Source organism: Vibrio sp. TH_r3 (genome assembly GCF_033101115.1).
Taxonomy (GTDB): Bacteria; Pseudomonadota; Gammaproteobacteria; order Enterobacterales; family Vibrionaceae; genus Vibrio.
Genome location: NZ_JAWMPW010000027.1, coordinates 22,623 through 44,625, shown reverse-complemented (window position 1 = coordinate 44,625; position 22,003 = coordinate 22,623). Strand labels below are relative to the sequence as shown.

Genomic DNA, 22,003 nt, shown 5'->3' with positions numbered 1-22,003 from the left:
AAAAATGATCTACAACTTGATCGTTTCTTAATAAAATATTACTTGACCTAAATCAGGTTTGCTACTCTTAGCTATTGGACACAGAGTAAAAAGCTACCTGCAATAGCAGGTAGCTTTGACACGGCCCCCTAAAAGGGGGCTACTGAGAGTTAAGTTGGATTCTAGTAATCTCTTAGCGCTCTGCTTTACACATAAGTCAAAGTGTCGCACTTAGATTTAACCAATTAAATATCAATATTGCTCAATACCTTTCAACATCAGAAAATAATTGCTACTTTTAGCTTTATTGCCTTTCGGGCTTAGCCCAAAAGGACGATCACCACCTTCTGAAGAAGGTGGTTTAATAATGACAATAAAAAATTCTTTATAAATCAATGCAACTCATGATTTTTCCCTGCTTGTTCACCGAGTTGCCGAAACGCACTCCAACCGATGATATGTCGGATCTCATACCGTGGAACATTGAAATCGGTGAAGCTGACTAAGGCTTCACTGGTTCATTAATCGCTTACGCAGTGAACAACCTTAGTTTTCGTCGGGTGCATCTCTAGACCACAATCAAGGAAACGTTGTGATAGTTTTCTATTTTTTCTTAATGACTACTTAAATAAATCTTATTTAAATTAATTATATATTTATCATATGAGTATTTATCGCTAATGGAATAACAATAGTCATCAAAGTAGGAAGGGGAACTTTTTAAGACATTTGAAATACTTTCAATTTTATTAGCTATTTGAATTGAAGATTCACCTTCAGTAATCAATAACTTCTCATTATTGACAACAGATGAAAGTCCGGACACATCAGACGATAAAGTTACTTTATTTAAACTGGCGGCCTCTACAACAACCATACCAAAACCTTCCCACGAAGACAGTAAAATACAGAAATCAGATAGGTTAATATAATCTGAAACATTATCTACATTTCCATGAAAGTTTATCTGTTCATTCAAATCCAATTCGCTACATAAACTCATACAGGATTTTAGAGTTGGGCCATCTCCTAGAAAATGAAACTTATAATTTGAAGGAAGATATGCTACGGACTTGATTACTAAATCTTGTTTTTTTTGTTTTGAAAATGATGCAATCATTACAACGTTGACATCATCTTTTTTATTTTTAAATCTAGCTTTTTTATATTTAAATCTTGAGAAATTAGGAACTACCTTAAAGTTATCATTGCCCCCCAACCATTCACACAAACTATCATGAACAGAGTCAGAAATACAAATTACATTTTTTGCCCTGACGTAAAGCACTTTCTCTATATATTTAAAAAATTTAAAATCCCTCCTCCTATTATAGGTATTATGTTCATGTATTATTACCTTATCTCTTGGTATTATTATCGAAAAATAAAAGGCTGGAAACAAGTGAAAATGGAAAAAATCATACTTATATCGATTAAACACCAAAAAAAAGAAGAATCTAAAGTATGCCAATAGCTTATCGACAATATTAGATGTCTCTCCGTTGAAAATAGTAAACTTTTCATGATTGGCTTCATTGCATAAGCAGTCTACGATTTTTTCTGCACCACCATAAATATAAGTTGAATTGATACAGTGTAAAATTCTCATATCACTCATAATCGGTAGCTCTTACTACAGATTTTGTTGCACCATGCTTTAAAGCTCTTATAATGGTTTTAAAAACATCAAACAATGATTCATCTGAGTTTTTATAATAAAAAAACAAACCCTTAGAAAGCGAATGCAAAGGGTAAGTAACAATTGAGACTATATAGTTTTTCATATTCATTTTTTTAATATATAACATTTTAGCCCTTACAGCCCAGTAAATATGAGCTGACGAGAATCTGTCATGTGAACCATTTTCGTTATGTATTAACCTGACATTTTTTAACAACCTCTTTTCTATATTATGTTCCGACAATCTCTTATTCAGGAACCATTCCTCTCCTCTAAAGAAGAAATCACTTAAACCAGAAATTATAGAGTGATTAATTGACTTACGAGTGAAGAACATGCAACAACCACTAAGGTGTTCTGTTTTGACTTGAGTATTGTCTGGAGATGACTCAAAAATATCAAGTGAATTATGATGGTTCACTATCCAAGGCAGAGAACCAAAACTGCCTCCTAACGACCATGGTGTATTATCTGGGTTATATATACTAGGACCAAATACAACACCATCATTAAGAGATATTTCTGACTCTAAATTTTCAAAGAAATTTTCTGTGAAAATTACATCATTATTAGTCAAAATTAAAACATCATACTTACTATCATTTAAGAAACTATTAAATGATAACTTCCAAGTTGGAGCAAGCCCAATATTTCGATTAGGCTTTAATATTTTTATTGAGAGATTTTCTAAATCATGTTCTTGAAAAAATCCATTCTCATCCAAACTATTTGAATTATCAAATATTAGTAATTCAAAATTAAACTCATTCTCGAACTTTGCTTTTTTGTAAATTTGTTCGAATAACAGAGATGTATCTTCATTTGAGTTATAGTTTGCTGTAGATATTAAAAAGTTCATATTTTAAAAGTTCCTATTCATAAATTTTTTTTGCTAAAACCGATTTTACTAAACCTCTCATCAATGACTTTGAAAGATTAATTTTATTTCTAACTAAAAATATTAAAAATAAGAATTTCCTCTTACCTTTTAAGTTAATAAAACTATTAATTAATTTGGCTTGCTTGTGTGTTAATTTGGATTCATAAAAATTATAAAAATCAACGAAAAGCTGAAATGACTTATTTTCTACTATAAAATCTATGTTTAGAGACTTTTTAAATAGAGATGTAAAATCCTTTCTATGATACCCTTTTACATTAGATCCGTGTTGCCTATATAAAAAAAGTGGTTTTGGCAAATAAAAAATCGACCCAAATGAAGCAGCAAATAACGTTGCAACTTGATCATGCATATGCCAAAAAAACTTATCGCTGCTTTCTTTTAAAGAGTTGCTTAATGCCTTATTCATTAAAATAGCACAACCCTGTACACCACCATTAGATATCAACATATCACCAATCGATGATATACTAAGTTTCTTATCTGTTATATTACCAGTTTCATTCAATTTTGAGTCTACTATCAACCCAGAGGAATAAACAATAGACGGTAAATTTTCATTAAAATTTTCTTCAGCAAAATTAACTAAAGTTTCAACCTTCTCTGGAAACCAGATATCATCTTGATCTGAAAATAAAACATAATCTGAATTAGAGTTTAACAATAAACTCTTAAAATTTTCACCAACACCTTTAGACATTTTATTATCTTCAATAATTTTAACTCTGGAATCTTTAGAAGAATATTCTCTTATTATATTAACTGTTTCATCAGTAGAGCCGTCATCTCGAATTAATAAACTAATATTTTTAAAACTTTGTCCTAAAATAGAGTCAATTTGTTCTCTTATGTAACCTTCGCCATTATAACTTCCTAGCAACACATCAACTTTCATTTATATTCTCTTTTAAAACTCTGGCAGGAATTCCACCTATCACCACATTATCAGGAAAACTTTGTGTGACCACAGAATTAGCAGCAACTACAACATTACTTCCTAAGTTTACTCCGGATAATATTTTGACATTATCACATATCCAACAGTTGGAGCCTAAAACTGTCTTTCCTTTTGAAGTAACTTTACGATATTTCGGAAGAATATCAAAATACTTCATTCCATAACTATGGCTATGATCTGTGATTAATACATCACTTCCAACTAGACAGCCAGATGAAATAAAGACTTCAACCGAAGATGCTATATGAATATTTGAACTAAAAGAGACATCATCCCCAATATATATTTTCCCATCCTTATGAGACTCAAGCCAAAAGAAGTTTCCCAATAAAACATTTTTCCCGAAAGTTATATTTTTAGTTCCAGAAAAAACGCCACTAGATCCAACTCTTAGTTTGGATGTGCTAAATGTATAAGAGTAATATAAATTTCTTATTTTTCTAAACTGGGATATAAAAATCTTAGATAATAAAATTAGTTTTCTTTCATTTCTTACATTCATTAAAATCAACTCTAATTTGGATGGTTATAAAACTTTCTCATTCGAAATATATCTATAAGAATAGAACAAAAAACCAATGACTTTAGATACGTAGGACTTATATATGCCACTATTTTTACATGCAGACCAAATGATATTATGAAGAGAACCATAAAAATTATAACCTTTACAAATAAACTTCTTTTAATTAAAAGCATCCTATATAAAATCAATGTGGTCATTAAAGTTATTAGCAATGTACCTAATAATCCAAACATTCCATATGCCGCATAATTTATTACAAATGCAGAGTCTGAGGCTTTAATTGTAGAATTAATAAAACTACCACCATCACCTATAAATATATTATCTCCTAGAATTAAGTTTTTGATCTCTGGTATAAATAAATGGTTATTAATTAGATCATTTGTGGATTGTGTTTCAAGTTTACCTTGAGCAATATTAATTAAAAATTCGAAAGCATATAGTAAACGGGACAACAAATATTCATCAACAGAAAGCATAACTATCGGAACTAATAATAATAATATTAATATCATTTTACCGTAGTTTTTAAATAGTACCCTATCGTTAAAAGATACTAATGTAAAAAAAAGAAAAGAAAAAATAATTCCAGTTCTACCACTAAAAGATAGCAGTATAGCCAAGGCGAAAGCTGAAGATAGAAATGTTATTCTTTTGAAAGTTATACTTTCGTTAAAATATATGGAACATAAACTAAGAAAAATAAAAGAGTAAGCTAAGGAACTATCCCATATTGACATTCCTTTCAAACCGACTGCTCTTGGACTATCAGAAGCCCATTCTTTCCAATGCCCATCGATCGCAGTAATATTTAAGTAAGTTAATCTAAAGTCCTGACTTATTAATTGAAAAAGCACAAAAATTGATAGCATTACTATAAAAATAGATATGTATTTGAAAGCATCTTTAATTTCAATTTTTCCAATCACTCTAGCAGTAATATACCCAAACATATATATAGATATTATTGCTGAGGAAATCACTTTAATTTGCCATAAAATAAAACCTTCATCACCCTTGCCTAAAACGGAAAAATTAATAATTGATACTATCAACAATGAAAACAACACAACTATATAAATATTAAAAGTCTTCATTTTTCTAACAAACAAAAAGAATTCTGCTAATCTATTCGTTTTTATTGAAATATAAATAAAAGCAATTAATGTTATATGTGCAACACTAATATTGATTATTGAAAGCTTGTAGGCACCACCTAACATAAGAAATAGAATCCCTGAAACTCTCAAAAAATCAAGATTAAACATTACATAACCACTTTAATGCTATTCTTATTTTCCCAATTAACACCACAACTATTGACAATGGAAGCCCATATGCTTGTCTAATATAGTTAAATGCATTTTCAGTATCGAATGTAAATTCGTTTCTGTTATCGATTATTGTTCGATAATACCACACTATTATAAACCTATAGTATAAGTCATACTTTATTTTTAATTTTGTTCTCTTATCAAGGTTTATGTCATTTCTAATCATATGTAGAAAATCTAGACAAAAACATTTAAATATATTGTACCCGCCTTTTTTATCTACTTTTAAATTTTGAATAACTATATCGTCATTAATCACATAAGACTTAGGAAGTGATTTGAGTAACAACGATGTATGTGGGAACATTTCATTTACTTGTCCTTCACTAGTATCCAACTCTTCAAAATTATCTCTCCAGATAGAAAACCCTGAACTCCATGTAATCAGATATGTAGCTTTATTTAAAAATAAGTTTCTATTATTAATCGTTATTATTTTATTAGGCTTTAGGCCTAACTCTCCATTTGTGAAAAATAACATTGGCTTTTCAACTTTATTCTTCTCTACCCACTCAACAAGTTCTTTAAATTGTCCACTAACAAATGTGCTATAATTATTGTGCAGTTTTAAAAATTTTCCTCGCCCCAAAGATAATGAAGTTATCGAGTTATAAAAGCCCATATTTTCATTTTTATAATATGTTACGTTAACACCCAATTTTTTCATTTCTTTGCAATAATTTTCTGTTTGATTATCATCTGAATTATCAGATATTACTATCTCGAATAAAGAATAGTCAACGTTATCATTAACTATAGATTTAATAACTTTTTTTAATAGTCCTATTCTATTCCTTGTAGGAATACATATGGATACTAATGTTGATTTTTCCAACTTCTTCTCACCTCGAAAACAAACATAGATAACACTACCAACTCAACAATAACTGCTGCCACACCCACGCCTAAGTAACTATAGCTCAAAGCCCCCACAATAATCATGGGCAAGCCAATTAATCCTGCCAATATATATGTGTACTTAAACCAATTTGATTTTCCATTTGGAATAATAATCTGTAAACCTAACATATTAGATAGCGCAACAATAGGCGGAATAAACAATAGAGCACCTAATAGTTTAACAACTTCTCCCATGTTTTCACCATATAACAAATCTACAATAAAATCTGAAGCTGCATATACAGCCAGACAAATAGATACTATTAATACAGATATAAAAGCAGAAACCTTATATATGAATATGAATGCTTTTCTTTTATCTGACACCATCAACTGATTAGATTTTGGAAACAATCCTTGAGAAATTGGATTTATTATACTTTGAATTGCTTGTCTCAACTTATCTGCAGCATTATATATACCAGCAGATTCTACTCCTCCAATAAATGCCAAAACCAGAGGTATACTAGTAGTATAAATGCTTACAGAGATTGTAGAAATAAATATATCTTTTCCTAATTGAAGTTGCTTCATCATGCCCTGTTTTGAAGGGGTTACTAAAGTAATGTATCCTTTACTCATCGATAGCATTACTGATGAAACAACCACAATAATTCCAATAGCACTCTGAATAATTATAAGTAAGTCCAAATCTCCTTCATCTTTTATTAAAAAAAACACTAAAATAAGCATCAATAATTTAGAAAGTCCATTTAACGTTGCTATCCAATGCATTTTCTCAACACCTTGAAATAACCATACAGGGTTTAGTGTTCTACCGATAACAATCCCAAATCCTAATAGTACCATTTCTAAATATAAATCAAATGTAGTCTTTATTAATAAGCTAACAGCTACAGTTAAGATTATTATTAGCAAAGCAATTAACTTAATTGTCATAATGTCTGAGAATATTTGAGAGGTATTCTTTTTTGAGTTTTGATTTAAACTTATTTGCTTCGTTGCTGTTAAATTGAATCCATAATCTAAGAAAATAATGACATACTGCAGTATAGCTAAGATTACAGTATAAAGTCCGTATATTTCAAGCCCTAAAACCCTTAACAATAGAGGAGTTATAAGCAAAGGAACTAAATAATTTAGACCCTGAACAACATATAGAGAAATAATATTACTTAGAACTTTGTTTTTCAATTTATTTTACACCTTCACTCTTTATATAATAGTTGGTCAGTTTAATTATTCCATCTTCCAAATTCACCGTTGGTTTCCACGATAATACTTCTTTAGCTTTATCAATATTTAAACAGCTATGATTAACATCATAGCCACGTGATTTTTTATACACTACTTTTGTTTTTTTATTTGATGATTTAAATATCAACTCAACCACATCATTGATAGATGAAGCAACTGAAGATCCTATATTTATCACTTCATTCTGATATTCAACCATTAAGCATTTATATAAAGCTTCAATTAAGTCATCGATATATATAAAATCTCTGAATATATTGCCATCTCCCCATATTTCTATCACTTCTTCATTAATCAACTTATTAATAAAAATCGGTATTACCCCTTGTTTCTTGCTTGGGTCTTGATAAATACCATATGGATTTGATATTCTTATTGAACATGTTTGCATTCCATGTTTATTATTGTAAATACTTAGGTATTTTTCTATCGCTAACTTAACTACTCCATAAGAACACACTGGTTCACTTATCATCTTCTCACTTATATCACCAGAGTGTTTATCTCCATATACAGTCCCTCCAGATGAAGAAAATATAAATTTTTTTACATTATTTTTAACAGCTAAATCAAGTAATTTGATTGTTCCTATTAAATTTGTCTCTATATCATACGAATAGTTTTTTTCTGCACTATGAGGGGTTGTCGTTGATGCCAAGTGATATATAACATTCACATCTTTAAAGAAAACATTGTGTTCTTCTTTCAGTTCAATAAAGGATCCCTTTAAAAACTCTACTTTTTGAGAAACCCAGTTTGGCTTGTGAATATCTAATAATTTCACATTCAAACCTTCATTTAATAGCTTTTCTATTAAATGCCGACCAATAAAACCAGAACCTCCTACAACTAAAACTGTCGTACTCATTGCATTATCCTCATAAATATACTGCGTCATTAAAACAACAACCTTTTTGATCTTTTGAGGAAAGCAAAAGTACCTCACCTTTCGGTATCGGCCAAAGGATATTTAACGTCTCATCACTCCATAAAATGGATTCTTCATATTCTGAGTTATAGAAATCAGTACATTTATATACAAATTCAGCCTCATCACTCACCACATAGAAACCGTGAGCAAATCCTTCCGGAATCCAAAGCTGACGTTTGTTTTCAGCAGATAAATATTCTCCTACCCATTGACCAAAAGTCTTTGACTCTTTTCGAATATCTACGGCTACATCATATACTTCACCAGAAATCACGCGTACAAGCTTACCTTGAGTATTCTTTGCTTGATAATGCAAACCACGCAAAATACCTTTCTTCGATTTTGAATGATTATCTTGCACAAACTGTGTCGGTTTACCCGTTACTAGCTCCTCGAATTGCTTTTGATTCCAGGTTTCCATAAAAAAACCACGTTCATCACCAAACACACTTGGTTCTATAATTTTCACATCAGGAATACGAGTATCGATTACTTTCATTTTATTAGCCTATATACGCTTGAATGTTATTTAGTGCAACTTTCCAATTACTTGCTTTAACCGAGAAACCTAGAGTGATCTTCTCATTACTTAAACGAGAGTTACTTGGACGCTTAGCGGGGGTTGGGTATTGATCGGTGGTAATACTCGTTATGCTTGGTTTATTTGCGAGAACTCCTTGTTCAACCGCAACATCAAAAATGGCATCAGCAAAGTCAAACCAACTGACGTGAGGTAAACCTGAGTAGTGGTAAACACCGTACTCAACCGTTTCACCTTGAGTGATACGCTTTGCAATTTGAATCAATGTACTTGCAATATCCCCCGCATAAGTTGGTCCACCAAACTGGTCACCGACAATACTCAAAGCGTCTCTATTTTCAGCCAAACGCAGCATGGTTTTGACAAAGTTATTGCCATTTTCACCAAACACCCATGCTGTACGAAGGATAATGTGTTTTTCACACGCCTCGGAAACAGCGAGCTCACCCGCTAATTTACTTTCCCCGTAAACTCCTTGCGGGTTAGTCGCATCCGTTTCTGTATATTCACCTACTTTATTGCCTTCAAAGACATAATCGGTCGAGATATGCAGCATTGCAGCACCAACGCTCTGCGCTGCTTGTGCGAGATATTTTGGACCATCACGGTTTATCGCATAAGAAAGTTCGACTTCTTCTTCAGCCTTATCAACCGCGGTATGAGCCGCGGCATTGATAATGATAGTAGGTTTAAATTCCGAAACCACTGCACTGACTGCCTTCTGGTTGGTAATATCAAGATGCTCTCTATCCAAACCGCGTACTGTGATATTTCCGTTATTGGCCAACTGCTGAGTTAAGCAAGAGCCCACTTGACCATAGCAACCAGTAATGAGTACTCGCATCATTTTACCGCCTTGTTCTGAGTTTCGTTCATCAAGCGCGTTAAATACTGACCATATTCGTTTTTCATCATTGGCGTAGCGAGCGCCAGAACTTGCTCATCATTCAACCAACCATTACGCCATGCGATTTCTTCCAGACAAGCGATTTTTAATCCCTGCACATTCTCTATAGTTTGTACAAAAGAGGACGCTTCTTGAAGACTTTCGTGTGTGCCGGTATCTAACCAAGCAAAACCACGACCTAATAACTCTACGTTCAAAGCGCCATCATTTAGGTACATTTCATTTAGCGTGGTAATTTCCAATTCACCACGATGAGATGGCTTCACTTGCTTGGCCATTTCCACCACGCGATTATCGTAGAAATACAAACCCGTTACTGCGTAATTGGACTTTGGTGCTTCCGGTTTTTCTTCAATTGAAACGGCTTTCATCTCTTTATCAAATTCAACCACGCCAAAACGCTCTGGATCTTTCACTTGGTAGCCAAACACGGTTGCACCTGATTCTCTTGAAGCGGCGTTTTGCAGTGTTTTAGAAAAAGACTGACCATAGAAGATGTTATCGCCCAGTACTAAACACACGCTGTCATCACCAATGAATTCTTCACCAATAATAAACGCTTGTGCTAAACCATCAGGGCTTGGTTGAATCGCATATTCCAGGTTGATACCAAAATCTGAACCATCACCCAGTAGACGTTGGAACCCTGCATTATCTTCTGGCGTTGTGATAATCAAAATATCTTTGATGCCAGCGAGCATTAATGTTGAAATTGGATAAAACACCATTGGTTTGTCGTAGATAGGCAATAGTTGTTTTGATACACCACGAGTAAGTGGGTACAGGCGAGTACCAGACCCCCCCGCTAAAACAATCCCTTTCATTATTTACTTTCCTTAGATTCTGTTATTTCTACACCCAAACGCTCACGTTGATAGCTACCGTCTTGCACGTTTTGACACCATGCTGAATTATCTAGATACCATTGCACCGTCTTACGAAGACCGGTTTCAAACGTCTCTTCTGGCGTCCAATTCAGTTCACGCTGCATTTTGCTTGAATCAATCGCGTAACGTCGATCATGACCTGGGCGATCTTGAACATATGTGATTTGCTCTGCATACTTTGACTCTTTCGGTACTAATATATCTAGAATGTCGCAAATCGTGTTTACGACTTCGAGGTTTTTCTTCTCATTGTGGCCACCGATGTTGTAGGTCTCACCTACTTGACCTTCCGTCACGACTTTATAAAGTGCGCGTGCATGGTCTTCAACAAACAGCCAATCTCGAATTTGGTCGCCTTTACCATAAATTGGAAGATCTTTTCCTTCCAAAGCATTCAAGATAACTAATGGGATCAATTTTTCTGGGAAATGATAAGGACCGTAGTTGTTTGAGCAGTTGGTTACCATTGTTGGTAAGCCGTAAGTGCGTAACCACGCACGCACAAGATGGTCGCTGGATGCTTTTGACGCCGAGTATGGACTCGATGGTTCATATGAGGTAGTTTCTAAAAACATTGGCAGGTCAGTGCCTTCTGGAACCTCATCGGGATGTGGAAGGTCGCCATACACTTCATCGGTCGAGATATGGTGAAAACGAAACTCTGACTTTGGCCTTTCTTCAAGCGTATTCCAATATTCACGAGTTGCTTCAAGTAGGGTGTAGGTTCCGACAATATTGGTTTCAATAAATGTGGCAGGACCGGTGATTGAACGGTCAACGTGCGACTCCGCGGCAAGGTGCATCACCGCATCTGGTCGATGCGCTTTAAACACTCGGTCTAATTCAGTACGATTACAAATATCGACTTGTTCGAATACATAACGCTCGTTTGAATCAACTTCAACAAGTGACTCTAAGTTCCCTGCGTAAGTGAGTTTATCAACGTTAACCACGCTGTCAGAAGTGTTCTTAATGATATGACGAATGACTGCAGAGCCGATAAAACCGGCACCGCCAGTGACGAGGATCTTCATAGTTTTCTCTTATAAATTTCTGTTTAGAACAACTCACGAATGTGAAGATAAAGTTTGTTTCTGAGGAGTTTACTCACAAAAATATCTCAGCCTTTTAAATAGCACTGAGACAATTTTTATTCATTTTGAGACAGTCTATTTTCGACTATCCCTTATAAAACCTAGATTTTTCTTATTTTTTAAAAACCGCCCCAATAGGCCCTCTTTTTTTTTTGAAAAATAAATGAACTCGTTGTTTCACTTTCAACCAACCAATTACTCTTCATCTTTCCTAAAAGCAAACCTAACCAGCACGATAGCGACACCAAGCATGCCCCCCAGTAACGTCGCTAGCACACATATTAGTGCGCGTTTGGGGCCGGCTTTTTCTTCAGGTATCACTGCCGGATCAATGGTTTTAAACGAGTATTCATCTTCTACTTCGGCAAGCATTAGGTTTTTAGTTTGTTCTTCCACTAGCTGATAAAATACTGACTGCATATCGGAAACATCAGTTTTCTCAATTTGTTGTTTCAAATAACCAATGTTACGTTTGGTTTCTGCCAACGATTTTTCTTTCATCCATGCGTTCAAATCTTCCACTAACCAAGTGGCCCACTGTTGGGCGACAATCGGTGAAAAATGAGTAACCGATAGTGTCACTAAACCTGTCTCTTTTGCGTCTGCGCTCGCGAGAACATCACTTTTAAATTTTTTATACGCTTCCCAGTCCGTTGGAACTACTGATTTTCCTTCCGGAACTTCACGTACCCACCTATTGATTGCTTGGTCGTATAGTTTAGGGTTGATAATCAATTCGCCACTTGAAGCATTCCATTCGGTACTGGCCATTAAAGGTACCAATAGATCGTGCTCAGTAATAAATGTATTCAAAAATTGACGTGAATTTAATACCGCTAATGCCATTGCTTTATTGTCGTTACTGCCTCCGCCTAAATTAATGCCAGCTAGCGATGCTAAGCCACCAAATTGAGACGCCATGGCTGCCATACCACTTTGTCCACCATCTGAAGAAGAAGCGAGCACTACGTCGGCCTTATAAGTATTCGGTTGCGACAAAGCGAACAGCACACCGGCAACAGCAAACACAAAAGTAACCAAAATAATGATTAATTTGCCTTTCCACAGCGCAATAAAAAGTTCTCGCAAATCTATCTCATCAGAGTTGTCTGATGGAAAATGTTGTCCCGCATAAACGTAATGGACTTGATTGGGATCTTGTAAGGTAGGTTTATTCATAAATAACTTTATTTAATGATCATGAGTAATATCGATTGTTCTTGGCACTTTTACCAAAAAATAATTTCACTAAAAATACATTTTTTATTGACAATGAACGCTACCCAACTAATAGATAGCCGTCCATTGAAATTGCACGTCTTAATCTTTGATTGCACTCCAAGCAACACCAATTTGATACAACACTTGAGTGGCAGACGTTAAGGTACTTAATCCATCGAGATAATCGGTATCGATAGGCACAATAATAGTGTCGCCAGGTTCTAAAGGTTTCTGTTTACGACTGAACCAGAACGAATTATTCGGTACCATAACTGAGCCATCGGCTCTAACAATATAAATTCTATCAGTATCCGCTTGTTTTTTAGTTCCCCCCGAAGATAACAGATAATCTTCCACGGTTTTACCTGGGTTATAAGTATGGTTGGCGGTGTATTGCACTTCCCCCATCACTGCTACTGTTGGGTTGATTGCAGGAATATATAACTTATCGCCTTTTTCAAGCATCAGGTTAGCCGACGGGTCGCCTTGCATGGCCGATTCTAGATCAACAATAAGTCGGCCAACAGCTTGCGTATTCTCCAACTCTTCGGCTACAGCCATCGCCTCAGGAGGTGATGTAGGGTAAGTCGCCGACGCACTTTGTCGTCTTAATGCCAAACTGGCAATTTCTTGCTTTAGTTGTGCATTAAGCATTTTTAAACGCTCCTGCTCTTGTCTACGTAAACTTACTCGACTAAAAATTGCGCCTTTAACATAAGCGAAACGAGTAAAGCCACCTGCCCGGTTAACCACATCTTGTAAGGTATCACCACGCTGGAAAGTATAACTACCTGGGAACTTTACTTCACCTTGCAATTCAATAACCATCTCTTGTTGCCAGTCTGGTTGCTTCTTGATAACCAAATGGTCAAGCGGTTTTAGCGTCACCGCTACTTGTCCATTTAGAGCCGCATTGAGAGCAAAAGAAGAATGAGAAACTTGATAGCTTTCTGCTGTTTTGGTTTTACGGGTAATTTCAGCTTCGGTTAAATAGGCATTATCATTCAACCCACCCGCGGCTTTAATTACCTGCTGCAAAGAACGACCTTGCGCTAATGGGTACGTACCTGGAAATTTCACTGCACCGGTCACTTCAATAATATTAGCGGAATGATGCAATGCAGCCTGTGCCTTCAAACGCTCGATAATTGGGTTAAGCAATAATTCGCGACTGGTTTGCTTAATATTGTCTGCTCGAGTAGTGCTATCTTTGTCTTGTACGTTCAACTCATTCATTGAATCAACCGACACTATGGCGCTGGTTGATGCATCAATAATTTCACGCTCTTTATCCACAATTCTATCATTACTGGTCGCTTTTCTATTTTGATTGCTGCCATACCAGTAATCGAGAGAAAGACCGTTATCAAAAACGAATATTTGATCGCGTTCCTGCAATGCTAAATTGTCCAGAGAATTCTTGTCGGCTAACGCGTTACCCAAATCAAACTGAAGAACAACAATTTCTCGGTTTGCGTTAATTTCTCTTACCACTAACGCATAATCTAAATCGGCATTTTGTTTAAGATCATTCTCTGCCGAGGTGATCACATCACTAATTTTCATACCAGAGACAAAACGTATTGCACCTTGCCTAACTACTTCACCTCTGACCGCTATGGCATTTTTCAGAGCATTGGTTGCAGCAGGAATGATCACTTCGTCGCCATCTTGAACGACTAAGTTACGACCAGTAGAAGTAGCAAGGTCAACGGTAATTTGTTCAGTACCGTTGTTTGAATAACGTTTTATGTTTACTTTAGATAAATATGCTCTTGGTGTCGCGCCACCGGCAATAGAAAGCAACTGAGCTAATGTGGTTTTACCTTTTAGCTCATAAATAGCAGGACGCTTTACTTGACCAGAAAACGACACGTTAGACATTTTGCTTGGGACAAATAAGGTATCACCCGCTAACAAGCGAACATCGTTTGATGCATCACCTCGTAGTAGTAAATCATATAAATCAAGTGTCGCGATGGTTTTACCCTGTCGTTTCAATTGAATATTACGTAACGATCCACTCTTATTGATACCCCCGCTGGCAATTAGTGCCTGAGTCAACGAAGTTAACCCATTGACATTATAAGCGCCTGGTTGACCAACTTCGCCCACTAAAAAAACTTGCATGGTGCGCATCGCGCCCATCGAAACCACTACATTGACACCAATCACTTTCTGTTTTATCAAATCAGAAATGTACGCTTGCGCTTGAGCGAAAGTTTGCCCAGAAATAGAAAGTGGTCCAAATGAAGGAAAATGTACGTAACCTTCTCTATCTATAATTAAATTAAGTTCCTGGCTCGTTTTACCATAAAGCCTAACAATAATCTCATCGCCCGGGGCTAGAATATAGTCTAGTGGTACCGGCATATTATCAATAACACTAGAGCCCATTGAGTTACCGGCAAACACATTATAGCCGAATGGTTGTAAACCAGCAGGTTTTGAACTTTGGTTTGCGGGTGCAGCGGGCACAGTGATTCTTTCTGGTGTACTGGGTTGTACAATAGGAACACTTGGTTGTGTATTTGAGCCCGTTAACGTACTCACATCAACACCATATTGACGAGCTAGCTGTTGCTGTTGAGCCTTGGGCAAATTTTGAAATTGCTTAATTTGAGCAGCGGTCGGCGTAAAAGCCAAGACGCTAAAACTCACGACACTGACTACTAAAGTAATAATGGTATTTTTTATAGGCATGTTAATTAAGTTCTGCGTAAGTTTCGATAAATAAAAAAATGAAAGAGTTGGCCTTATAATGACTAAAATCTAAACTCATAGCCAGTCCAAAGTGTGGTTTGATCATCTTCGGATGAAGCTGAACCTGTCGATTCGACATAACTTAACCCCACATGCGCCATTCCTGCTAAAGCGGGTAGTCGATAATTGACCTGGCTGATATTAGATTGCTGTTGCTCATAATCAGATTGGCGGTAACTAATACTGAGATTATGGTCATTGTGTAATTGCAAATACACAGCAACTGAATAACTTTCATCCATTGCATAGGTATTTGCCGAAACTGTCTCTGTTAGATCAGAAGTATGATGCTCGGTACTTTGTTGTGATTCTAAAACCACTCTTACCGTATTTAAACCAACCGCGAAGCTGCCTGTCCAACCCATTAACCAGGCACCAACTTGTGATAAGTCGTTACTGGAAGCTAAATCATTACTAGAAGCAAATTCGGCATAAATATTATGATAGAGCGCATTTTCGCTCGACAACGCTAACTTGGGTAATGTTAATTTGGCATCAACCGTTAATTGATCGTCTCTTTGACCAAAATCGCTATTATCAAACCATGTTTGATACGTTATACCGAAACTAAGCTTATCCAAAGGCTTGGTAGTTATTCTTGTTCCACTATGGTAATCAAGTGTCGCATGATCAGGCTTTGCTATAAAGCTCTCAACACTCCATATACCAAGAAGTTGACTTTCATTAATATAACTTGCACTAATATCTGGATTGCTATTTCCGTCAGAACTTACCGTTAAATTATGCTGCCAACCTTGTCCCCACCAACGTTCGAGATTACCAATAGATAAAAGCCATTCTCCGGCATTGAAAGAAATATAAGAATTTTGCCAACTGATCTCTTCATCATCGTTGTGTTTGGCATAGCCAGACGAAAGACGAAACGCAAAATCATTCTCTAAATACTCGTAGCTGGCCAATCCTCCCCATTCATTTTGACTAAACTGCCCATATTCGGACATTGTTGGCTGCTCGTTAGCCAGCATGAATTTAGCAGAACGATTGCCACGGTTTAACCGAGCAGAATTAAGGGTATATTGAAGTTCGTTCGCAGCGGTGGCAACAAATCTCGCCACTGAAGGCGAGACTTGACTAAGATCATCACCAAACAACGACCAACGCATAGGGTAATGGCCCATGGGAGAAGAGATAGAACCGGAATCAGACAATAGAACAATAGAAGAACGTAGGAAGGGGTCTTTGGCTTCTAACCAAGGTGACGCGTACAGTGCAGGAGAAAGCATCGCTAATATACAGCAAAGACTTAATTTTTTTTTATATATCGCTGTGCTTATTTTATCTGTTTTGATGCAACCTAACACTCTATTCACCTAAAAAACTCTCAATTATCGACGTTAATTTAATATACATTTAACTCTATGTATTATTTAGCTTTAAGTACGCTACCGCCCTTTAGTCTCAGCGCAAAACTCTATGGCGCAAAAGGGTCTGATTATTATTAATTAGTTGGATCTTTGAATTCAACCCAAGCAGCGCGCATTATCCATAACTATGCAACAATTAGCAAAAATATTTACTTTTATTCGCCTAACTCATACGCAAGAGCTATCACTTTACCTATATGCTGTTAAATGAAATTAGTGTTATATGATATTTTTTTTGTTATATTAATAGGTACTAATTGATAGTAATTAGTAAAACATCGATGTTTTAAAGGGAATAACTATGAAAAAGGGTATTACTACTCTAGTTTTAGCTTTATTTGCAAGCTCAGCTTTATTTACTGGCTCAGCAATGGCGGCTGGTGAGGCAGCTGGTGCTTCTTCTGCTGGTACTAGTAGCGGTGCTGCTGCTAGTGGCGGTGCTGCTGCTAGTGGCGGTGCTGCTGCCGGTACAACAGTTGCAGCCTCTGCTGCGGCAGTTGGTACCGCTGGTGTTATAGGTGCCTCTATTGCCACCATAGCAGTTGCTTCTGCTGTATCTACTGTTGCTGACGATAGCGTTGCTGGTACTACAACGGGTACAAACTAAGTTAACACTTAATTATATAAAAGCCATCGATTATTCGATGGCTTTTTATTATCTGCCTTTATAGTATAAGCTTGGCCCTTGGTTTTTGATGCAATTATTTACTTTTGTCACTATTTACCTTTTTAGTGTTTATTTTATAAAGCTTGTTACTTTGCATCGATAATCACTTAATCACTTTAACCTATTGGATGACAGTCATAACCCATGAAAATCCTCGATATTCGTTATATAGCGATACGTTTTATAACTTTAACATTAGCAACGGTTTTTCTGGCTGGATGCACACAAACTTACCAAGACATTTATTCCACAGCTAATGAACTGGCATTTGGTTTTAACGATGCTAATCAATCGGCACAAGAAATACTCGACTTACCTTACGCCAGTGCCAACATTAGGATTGGTGATGGTGCAGAGCTTTTTGTTGTATTAGCGCTAGTGGAACCATCTAGCCAACACACAGACCAAAACCAGTTGAAATGGGTGAGTTCCGATTCCAGTATGTTAGTCACAGAAAATGGTCGTTTGGTTAAAACACTGCGCTTACCCATTGACAACTTAGCCGGTCTCACTCACCAAAATGGTGCGGACCCCCTCTCTTTGCTTGGCGAAAAACCACAGCAACAAACCTGGCAAACTGTTTATGATTGGCAACCGGGTTATCGTTATAATTTTGACGCGACTATTGATTGGTATTTTGTTGAACAACAAACAATTCAATCCGCGGTTTGGACAAAAAAAACCAATTATTATCAAGAAGTTGTTTATATTCCTTCTTTAGATGCCTCATTTACCAATCATTTTTGGTTAGATGCCGTCTCCCATCAGGTAGTAAAATCTATCCAAGTAATTGGGCCTGATATGTTTAGCATCGATATGACCATTCTTAAACCTTATGCTGGATAAATCATGCTGAAATCATTGAATACCTTGTTGGCGAGCTTTGCTTTTATTAGTTTCTCTTCTTTTATAAGTTTTTCCTCTGCCGCCGAAACGCTTGAAGCTGAGGCTACCAGCCAATCACTCACGGTCACATTGCCTAATTATAATGTCACGTTATCCTATCCACAGGCTTCTCGATTAGATCAAGTGCTGCTAGATGCGAATAAGCTAAGTACTAATTCAGCCAAACAAACAGACGCGAATCATTACCCTAGCCCATTTTGGCTTGCTGCCCAGTTAATTGAACCAAAACGTAATGAAGAAATTGAAATAGAAAAATCTAAGATTTTAGAAAACTTACTATTTCTCACTCAAAATAGGCCAAAACTGGCCCTAAAAGCGGAGTCTATTCGCGATCTTGTCCAGCAAAATCGGTTTAATTACCGTTATTTCATTGCATTAGACAATGACTTAGTTCGACTCGAACCTGAGTTTAATCCGTCTTTGCAAGGAAATTATGCATTAATTACGCCTGTTCGTTCTGAGATGTTTTTTGTTGTTGGTGGAGAGCAAACGATTGTACCGGTTAAACAGCAAAACGACGGTGATCCGTTACACTACTTAAATCAAGTTGTGTTGCCTGAAGGCAGTGATCGCACTGCTATATATATTATTCAACCCGATGGACAAGTCAGCCACTTCTCTAACCCTATTTGGCAACGAAAAAGTGCTTATTTGGCACCTGGTGCTATTATTTTATCTGGGTTTGTATCCTTGCCAGATGAGTATTCACAGCTCAACCAACAGATTGCTGAGCTACTTCGATACATGCAACCTATTCAACCAAATATGATTAAACAAGGGAACCATTAGTCATGAATAACACAGCTTGTTTAATTTTTCGATCGTCTTTATTGTCTCGATTTTTTTTACCTTCTAAAACGATACGCTTAATTGGCTCGGTTGGTTACGGCCTTACTTTTGTTATTCCTTCTATAGCCTATGCAGATGCATTTAATCAACCGACTTTGCAAACCTCTCAGTCAGATTTTGGTGGCGTGGGTCTTATGCAAATACCCACTGGACGGGTTGCGCCAGAAGGTGAATTTAATCTTGGCGGTACCTTTAACCAGGATTACTATCACGGCTTTATCTCGCTGCAGTTAATGCCTTGGCTGGAAAGCACCATTCGCTATACCCAAGTTGAAGATATGCTGTTTAGTAGCAATTCGGAATACAGTGGCGATACTCGATACACGGATAAAGGTATCGACCTGAAGTTTAGGCTTTGGCAAGAGAGCAGCTGGTTACCTGAAACGTCTATTGGTATTCGCGACATTGGCGGTACCGGGCTATTTGATGCAGAATACGTAGCGGCCACCAAACGCTTTAATAACCTCGATTTCACCTTGGGTATAGGCTGGGGCTATTTAGGCACCCGAGGCAGTATTACCAATCCATTTTGTAAAGCTTCTGACAGTTATTGTAGCCGCGATGACACTTACAAAGACAATGGTGGTTCGGTTGACTATGAACGCTGGTTTACTGGCCCAGCGGCGATTTTTGCTGGGGTAGAATATCAAACCCCTTACCAACCCTTGCGCCTTAAGCTTGAATACGATAGCAACGATTACAGCCAAGATTTTCCTGTTACCAGAGGTGCAAAAGATTTAACTCCGCATACGCCTTGGAACGTCGGTGTTTTATACGATATTCCTGGTTGGGCCGATTTACGTCTTAGTTATGAACGTGGCGATACGCTGACGTTTGGTGTGAATTTACACAGTAATTTCAATCAAATGGGCACCAATTGGCGCGATAGTAAAAAAGTAGCGGTACAACCTAGAGCGACACGTTCTAGCGACAGCACCGATTGGCAGCAAGTGGCTAAGCAGATTAATGACAATGCTGGCTACGCACAAAATAGCATTTCTCAATCGGCAACCGATATTACCGTTAAAGGCGAACCAATTAAGTATCGTGACCTTGATATTGGCCATGAACGTATTGCAGCGATATTATCACAGCATCGTTCAGAAGAAGTAAGCACTTACACTTTTGTTGAACAGAACCGAGATTTAGATTTAAATATCACTCGTTATGACGCCGACAAGTTCGATGCTTACGCAACCCATCAGTACATTAATGCGCAGTTCTCGGATAGCAAGCTAGATGATAGTAAACTGGCTGACAGCAAGCTAACTAATAGCGAACTGGCTGACGGAAAACTAACTGACAGCAAGCCAGAACAAGCAGCCGTTAATAATGATGCGACAGCCACAGCAAGCCGCAACCAATCACAACCTTCGTCGACGTTACTGGCTTCTGATAACTCGCCTTTAAATTATGGTATTGCACCAAAACTGTCACAAAGCTTTGGTGGCGCTGAAGGGTTTTACTTGTATGCATTCGGTATTACCGGCAATGCCAGTTACCGTTTAACTAATAACATCGAGCTAAGCGGTTCGCTGTATTTAAACCTATTTGATAACTACAATAAGTTTAACTACATTGACAATGACCCACATATTGACAACTTTGCTGTTCCGCGAGTGAGAACGCTGTTTAGATCGTATGTGCATGAAAATGCCCTACGAATGAATCAGCTCCAGCTAACCTGGTTCGATCAATTGAGCGACAATATTTATGTGCAAGGTTACGGTGGTTATTTAGAATCCATGTTTGCTGGGGTTGGTGGTGAAGTGCTTTATCGTCGTTCCAATTCAAACTGGGCGATTAGTGCCGATGCAAACTTGGTGTCGCAACGTGACCCAAGCAGTTGGTTCTCTGTTTATTCCGACGATTACTACGAATTTGATTCTGGTTGTGACAATGGAGTTTACACCACTTCTTGTGCCGCTTATGTATTGTCTAAAGGTACAACTGGCTTCGTTAACTTTTACTATATGCCGAAGTGGGAATTTGCGCGCAATACCCAATTCAAAATCGGTGTAGGCCAATTTTTGGGACAAGATAAAGGCGTAAGAGCCGATTTCTCTAAGCAATTTGATTCTGGAATTATTGCCGGTGCCTATGCAAGTTATTCTGATCTAACGGCAGACGAATACGGTGAAGGGAGCTTTACTAAAGGTTTCTATCTTTCGTTCCCACTGGATATTTTAACGGTCAAACCAAGTCGCCAACGTGCCAACATTAATTGGCAGCCTCTGACCCGCGACGGCGGCCAAATGTTAAGCCGTAAATATCAATTGTTTGAAGTAACCGATTCACGCTCGCCATGGTTTAGTAAGCCTATATCTAAATCTAACTAATTGGCGCGCTTTATAA

The 22,003-nt window shown here is 36.9% G+C and carries 19 protein-coding genes; 4 read left to right on the top strand and 15 right to left on the bottom strand.

Translation table 11 applies throughout. The features are described from left to right. Positions 1–592: 592 nt before the first annotated feature. The 15 genes from R3X26_RS16470 to R3X26_RS16400 all read right to left on the bottom strand — a co-directional run bounded on the left by R3X26_RS16470 (position 593) and on the right by R3X26_RS16400 (position 17,163). Positions 593–1,597, bottom strand: a complete 1,005-nt coding sequence (locus tag R3X26_RS16470) for a glycosyltransferase (RefSeq protein WP_317718427.1) — start codon at positions 1,595–1,597, stop codon at positions 593–595. Next, the gene (locus tag R3X26_RS16465; protein WP_317718426.1) at positions 1,590–2,519 is read right to left on the bottom strand and encodes a hypothetical protein; all 930 of its coding nucleotides are present in this window, start codon (positions 2,517–2,519) and stop codon (positions 1,590–1,592) included. Before R3X26_RS16465 ends, R3X26_RS16470 begins: the two co-directional genes overlap by 8 nt. 13 nt (positions 2,520–2,532) lie before the next feature. Then, the gene (locus R3X26_RS16460) at positions 2,533–3,456 is read right to left on the bottom strand and encodes a glycosyltransferase family 2 protein (protein ID WP_317718425.1); all 924 of its coding nucleotides are present in this window, start codon (positions 3,454–3,456) and stop codon (positions 2,533–2,535) included. Then, complete coding sequence (locus R3X26_RS16455) at positions 3,446–4,021, bottom strand: hypothetical protein (protein WP_317718424.1); 576 nt, start codon at positions 4,019–4,021, stop codon at positions 3,446–3,448. Before R3X26_RS16455 ends, R3X26_RS16460 begins: the two co-directional genes overlap by 11 nt. A gap of 11 nt (positions 4,022–4,032) precedes the next feature. Beyond that, positions 4,033–5,313: a hypothetical protein gene (locus R3X26_RS16450; RefSeq protein ID WP_317718423.1), complete on the bottom strand. Its 1,281-nt coding sequence runs from the start codon at positions 5,311–5,313 to the stop codon at positions 4,033–4,035. Further along, positions 5,306–6,214: a glycosyltransferase family 2 protein gene (locus R3X26_RS16445; RefSeq protein ID WP_317718422.1), complete on the bottom strand. Its 909-nt coding sequence runs from the start codon at positions 6,212–6,214 to the stop codon at positions 5,306–5,308. The genes R3X26_RS16450 and R3X26_RS16445 overlap by 8 nt, the downstream gene beginning before the upstream one ends. Then, positions 6,196–7,434 (bottom strand): oligosaccharide flippase family protein, encoded by a 1,239-nt coding sequence (locus R3X26_RS16440; protein ID WP_317718421.1) that lies wholly within the window; start codon positions 7,432–7,434, stop codon positions 6,196–6,198. Before R3X26_RS16440 ends, R3X26_RS16445 begins: the two co-directional genes overlap by 19 nt. Position 7,435: 1 nt before the next feature. Next, complete coding sequence (locus R3X26_RS16435; RefSeq protein ID WP_317718420.1) at positions 7,436–8,365, bottom strand: NAD-dependent epimerase/dehydratase family protein; 930 nt, start codon at positions 8,363–8,365, stop codon at positions 7,436–7,438. Between the two features lie 10 nt (positions 8,366–8,375). After that, the gene (gene rfbC, locus R3X26_RS16430) at positions 8,376–8,927 is read right to left on the bottom strand and encodes a dTDP-4-dehydrorhamnose 3,5-epimerase (RefSeq protein ID WP_317718419.1); all 552 of its coding nucleotides are present in this window, start codon (positions 8,925–8,927) and stop codon (positions 8,376–8,378) included. Between the two features lie 4 nt (positions 8,928–8,931). Continuing rightward, entirely contained in the window at positions 8,932–9,813 is an 882-nt protein-coding gene (gene rfbD / locus R3X26_RS16425; RefSeq protein WP_317718428.1) for a dTDP-4-dehydrorhamnose reductase, read from the bottom strand. Then, entirely contained in the window at positions 9,813–10,700 is an 888-nt protein-coding gene (rfbA, locus tag R3X26_RS16420; RefSeq protein WP_317718418.1) for a glucose-1-phosphate thymidylyltransferase RfbA, read from the bottom strand. Before rfbA ends, rfbD begins: the two co-directional genes overlap by 1 nt. Continuing rightward, on the bottom strand, positions 10,700–11,797 hold the full coding sequence (rfbB, locus tag R3X26_RS16415) for a dTDP-glucose 4,6-dehydratase (protein ID WP_317718417.1): 1,098 nt from the start codon (positions 11,795–11,797) through the stop codon (positions 10,700–10,702). Before rfbB ends, rfbA begins: the two co-directional genes overlap by 1 nt. Before the next feature lie 255 nt (positions 11,798–12,052). After that, entirely contained in the window at positions 12,053–13,036 is a 984-nt protein-coding gene (locus tag R3X26_RS16410; RefSeq protein WP_317718416.1) for a Wzz/FepE/Etk N-terminal domain-containing protein, read from the bottom strand. Between the two features lie 141 nt (positions 13,037–13,177). Beyond that, positions 13,178–15,781: an SLBB domain-containing protein gene (locus R3X26_RS16405; RefSeq protein ID WP_317718415.1), complete on the bottom strand. Its 2,604-nt coding sequence runs from the start codon at positions 15,779–15,781 to the stop codon at positions 13,178–13,180. Positions 15,782–15,843: 62 nt separating this feature from the next. After that, positions 15,844–17,163, bottom strand: a complete 1,320-nt coding sequence (locus R3X26_RS16400) for a capsule assembly Wzi family protein (RefSeq protein ID WP_317718414.1) — start codon at positions 17,161–17,163, stop codon at positions 15,844–15,846. Between the two features lie 364 nt (positions 17,164–17,527). On the opposite strand from R3X26_RS16400, the gene R3X26_RS16395 reads away from it, so the two are divergent. The 4 genes from R3X26_RS16395 to R3X26_RS16380 all read left to right on the top strand — a co-directional run bounded on the left by R3X26_RS16395 (position 17,528) and on the right by R3X26_RS16380 (position 21,987). After that, positions 17,528–17,833, top strand: a complete 306-nt coding sequence (locus R3X26_RS16395) for a hypothetical protein (protein ID WP_317718413.1) — start codon at positions 17,528–17,530, stop codon at positions 17,831–17,833. 204 nt (positions 17,834–18,037) lie between these two features. Then, on the top strand, positions 18,038–18,739 hold the full coding sequence (locus R3X26_RS16390) for a YjbF family lipoprotein (RefSeq protein ID WP_317718412.1): 702 nt from the start codon (positions 18,038–18,040) through the stop codon (positions 18,737–18,739). A gap of 3 nt (positions 18,740–18,742) precedes the next feature. After that, complete coding sequence (locus tag R3X26_RS16385) at positions 18,743–19,588, top strand: capsule biosynthesis GfcC family protein (RefSeq protein ID WP_317718411.1); 846 nt, start codon at positions 18,743–18,745, stop codon at positions 19,586–19,588. 2 nt (positions 19,589–19,590) lie between these two features. Then, positions 19,591–21,987: a YjbH domain-containing protein gene (locus R3X26_RS16380; RefSeq protein ID WP_317718410.1), complete on the top strand. Its 2,397-nt coding sequence runs from the start codon at positions 19,591–19,593 to the stop codon at positions 21,985–21,987. Positions 21,988–22,003: the final 16 nt, after the last annotated feature.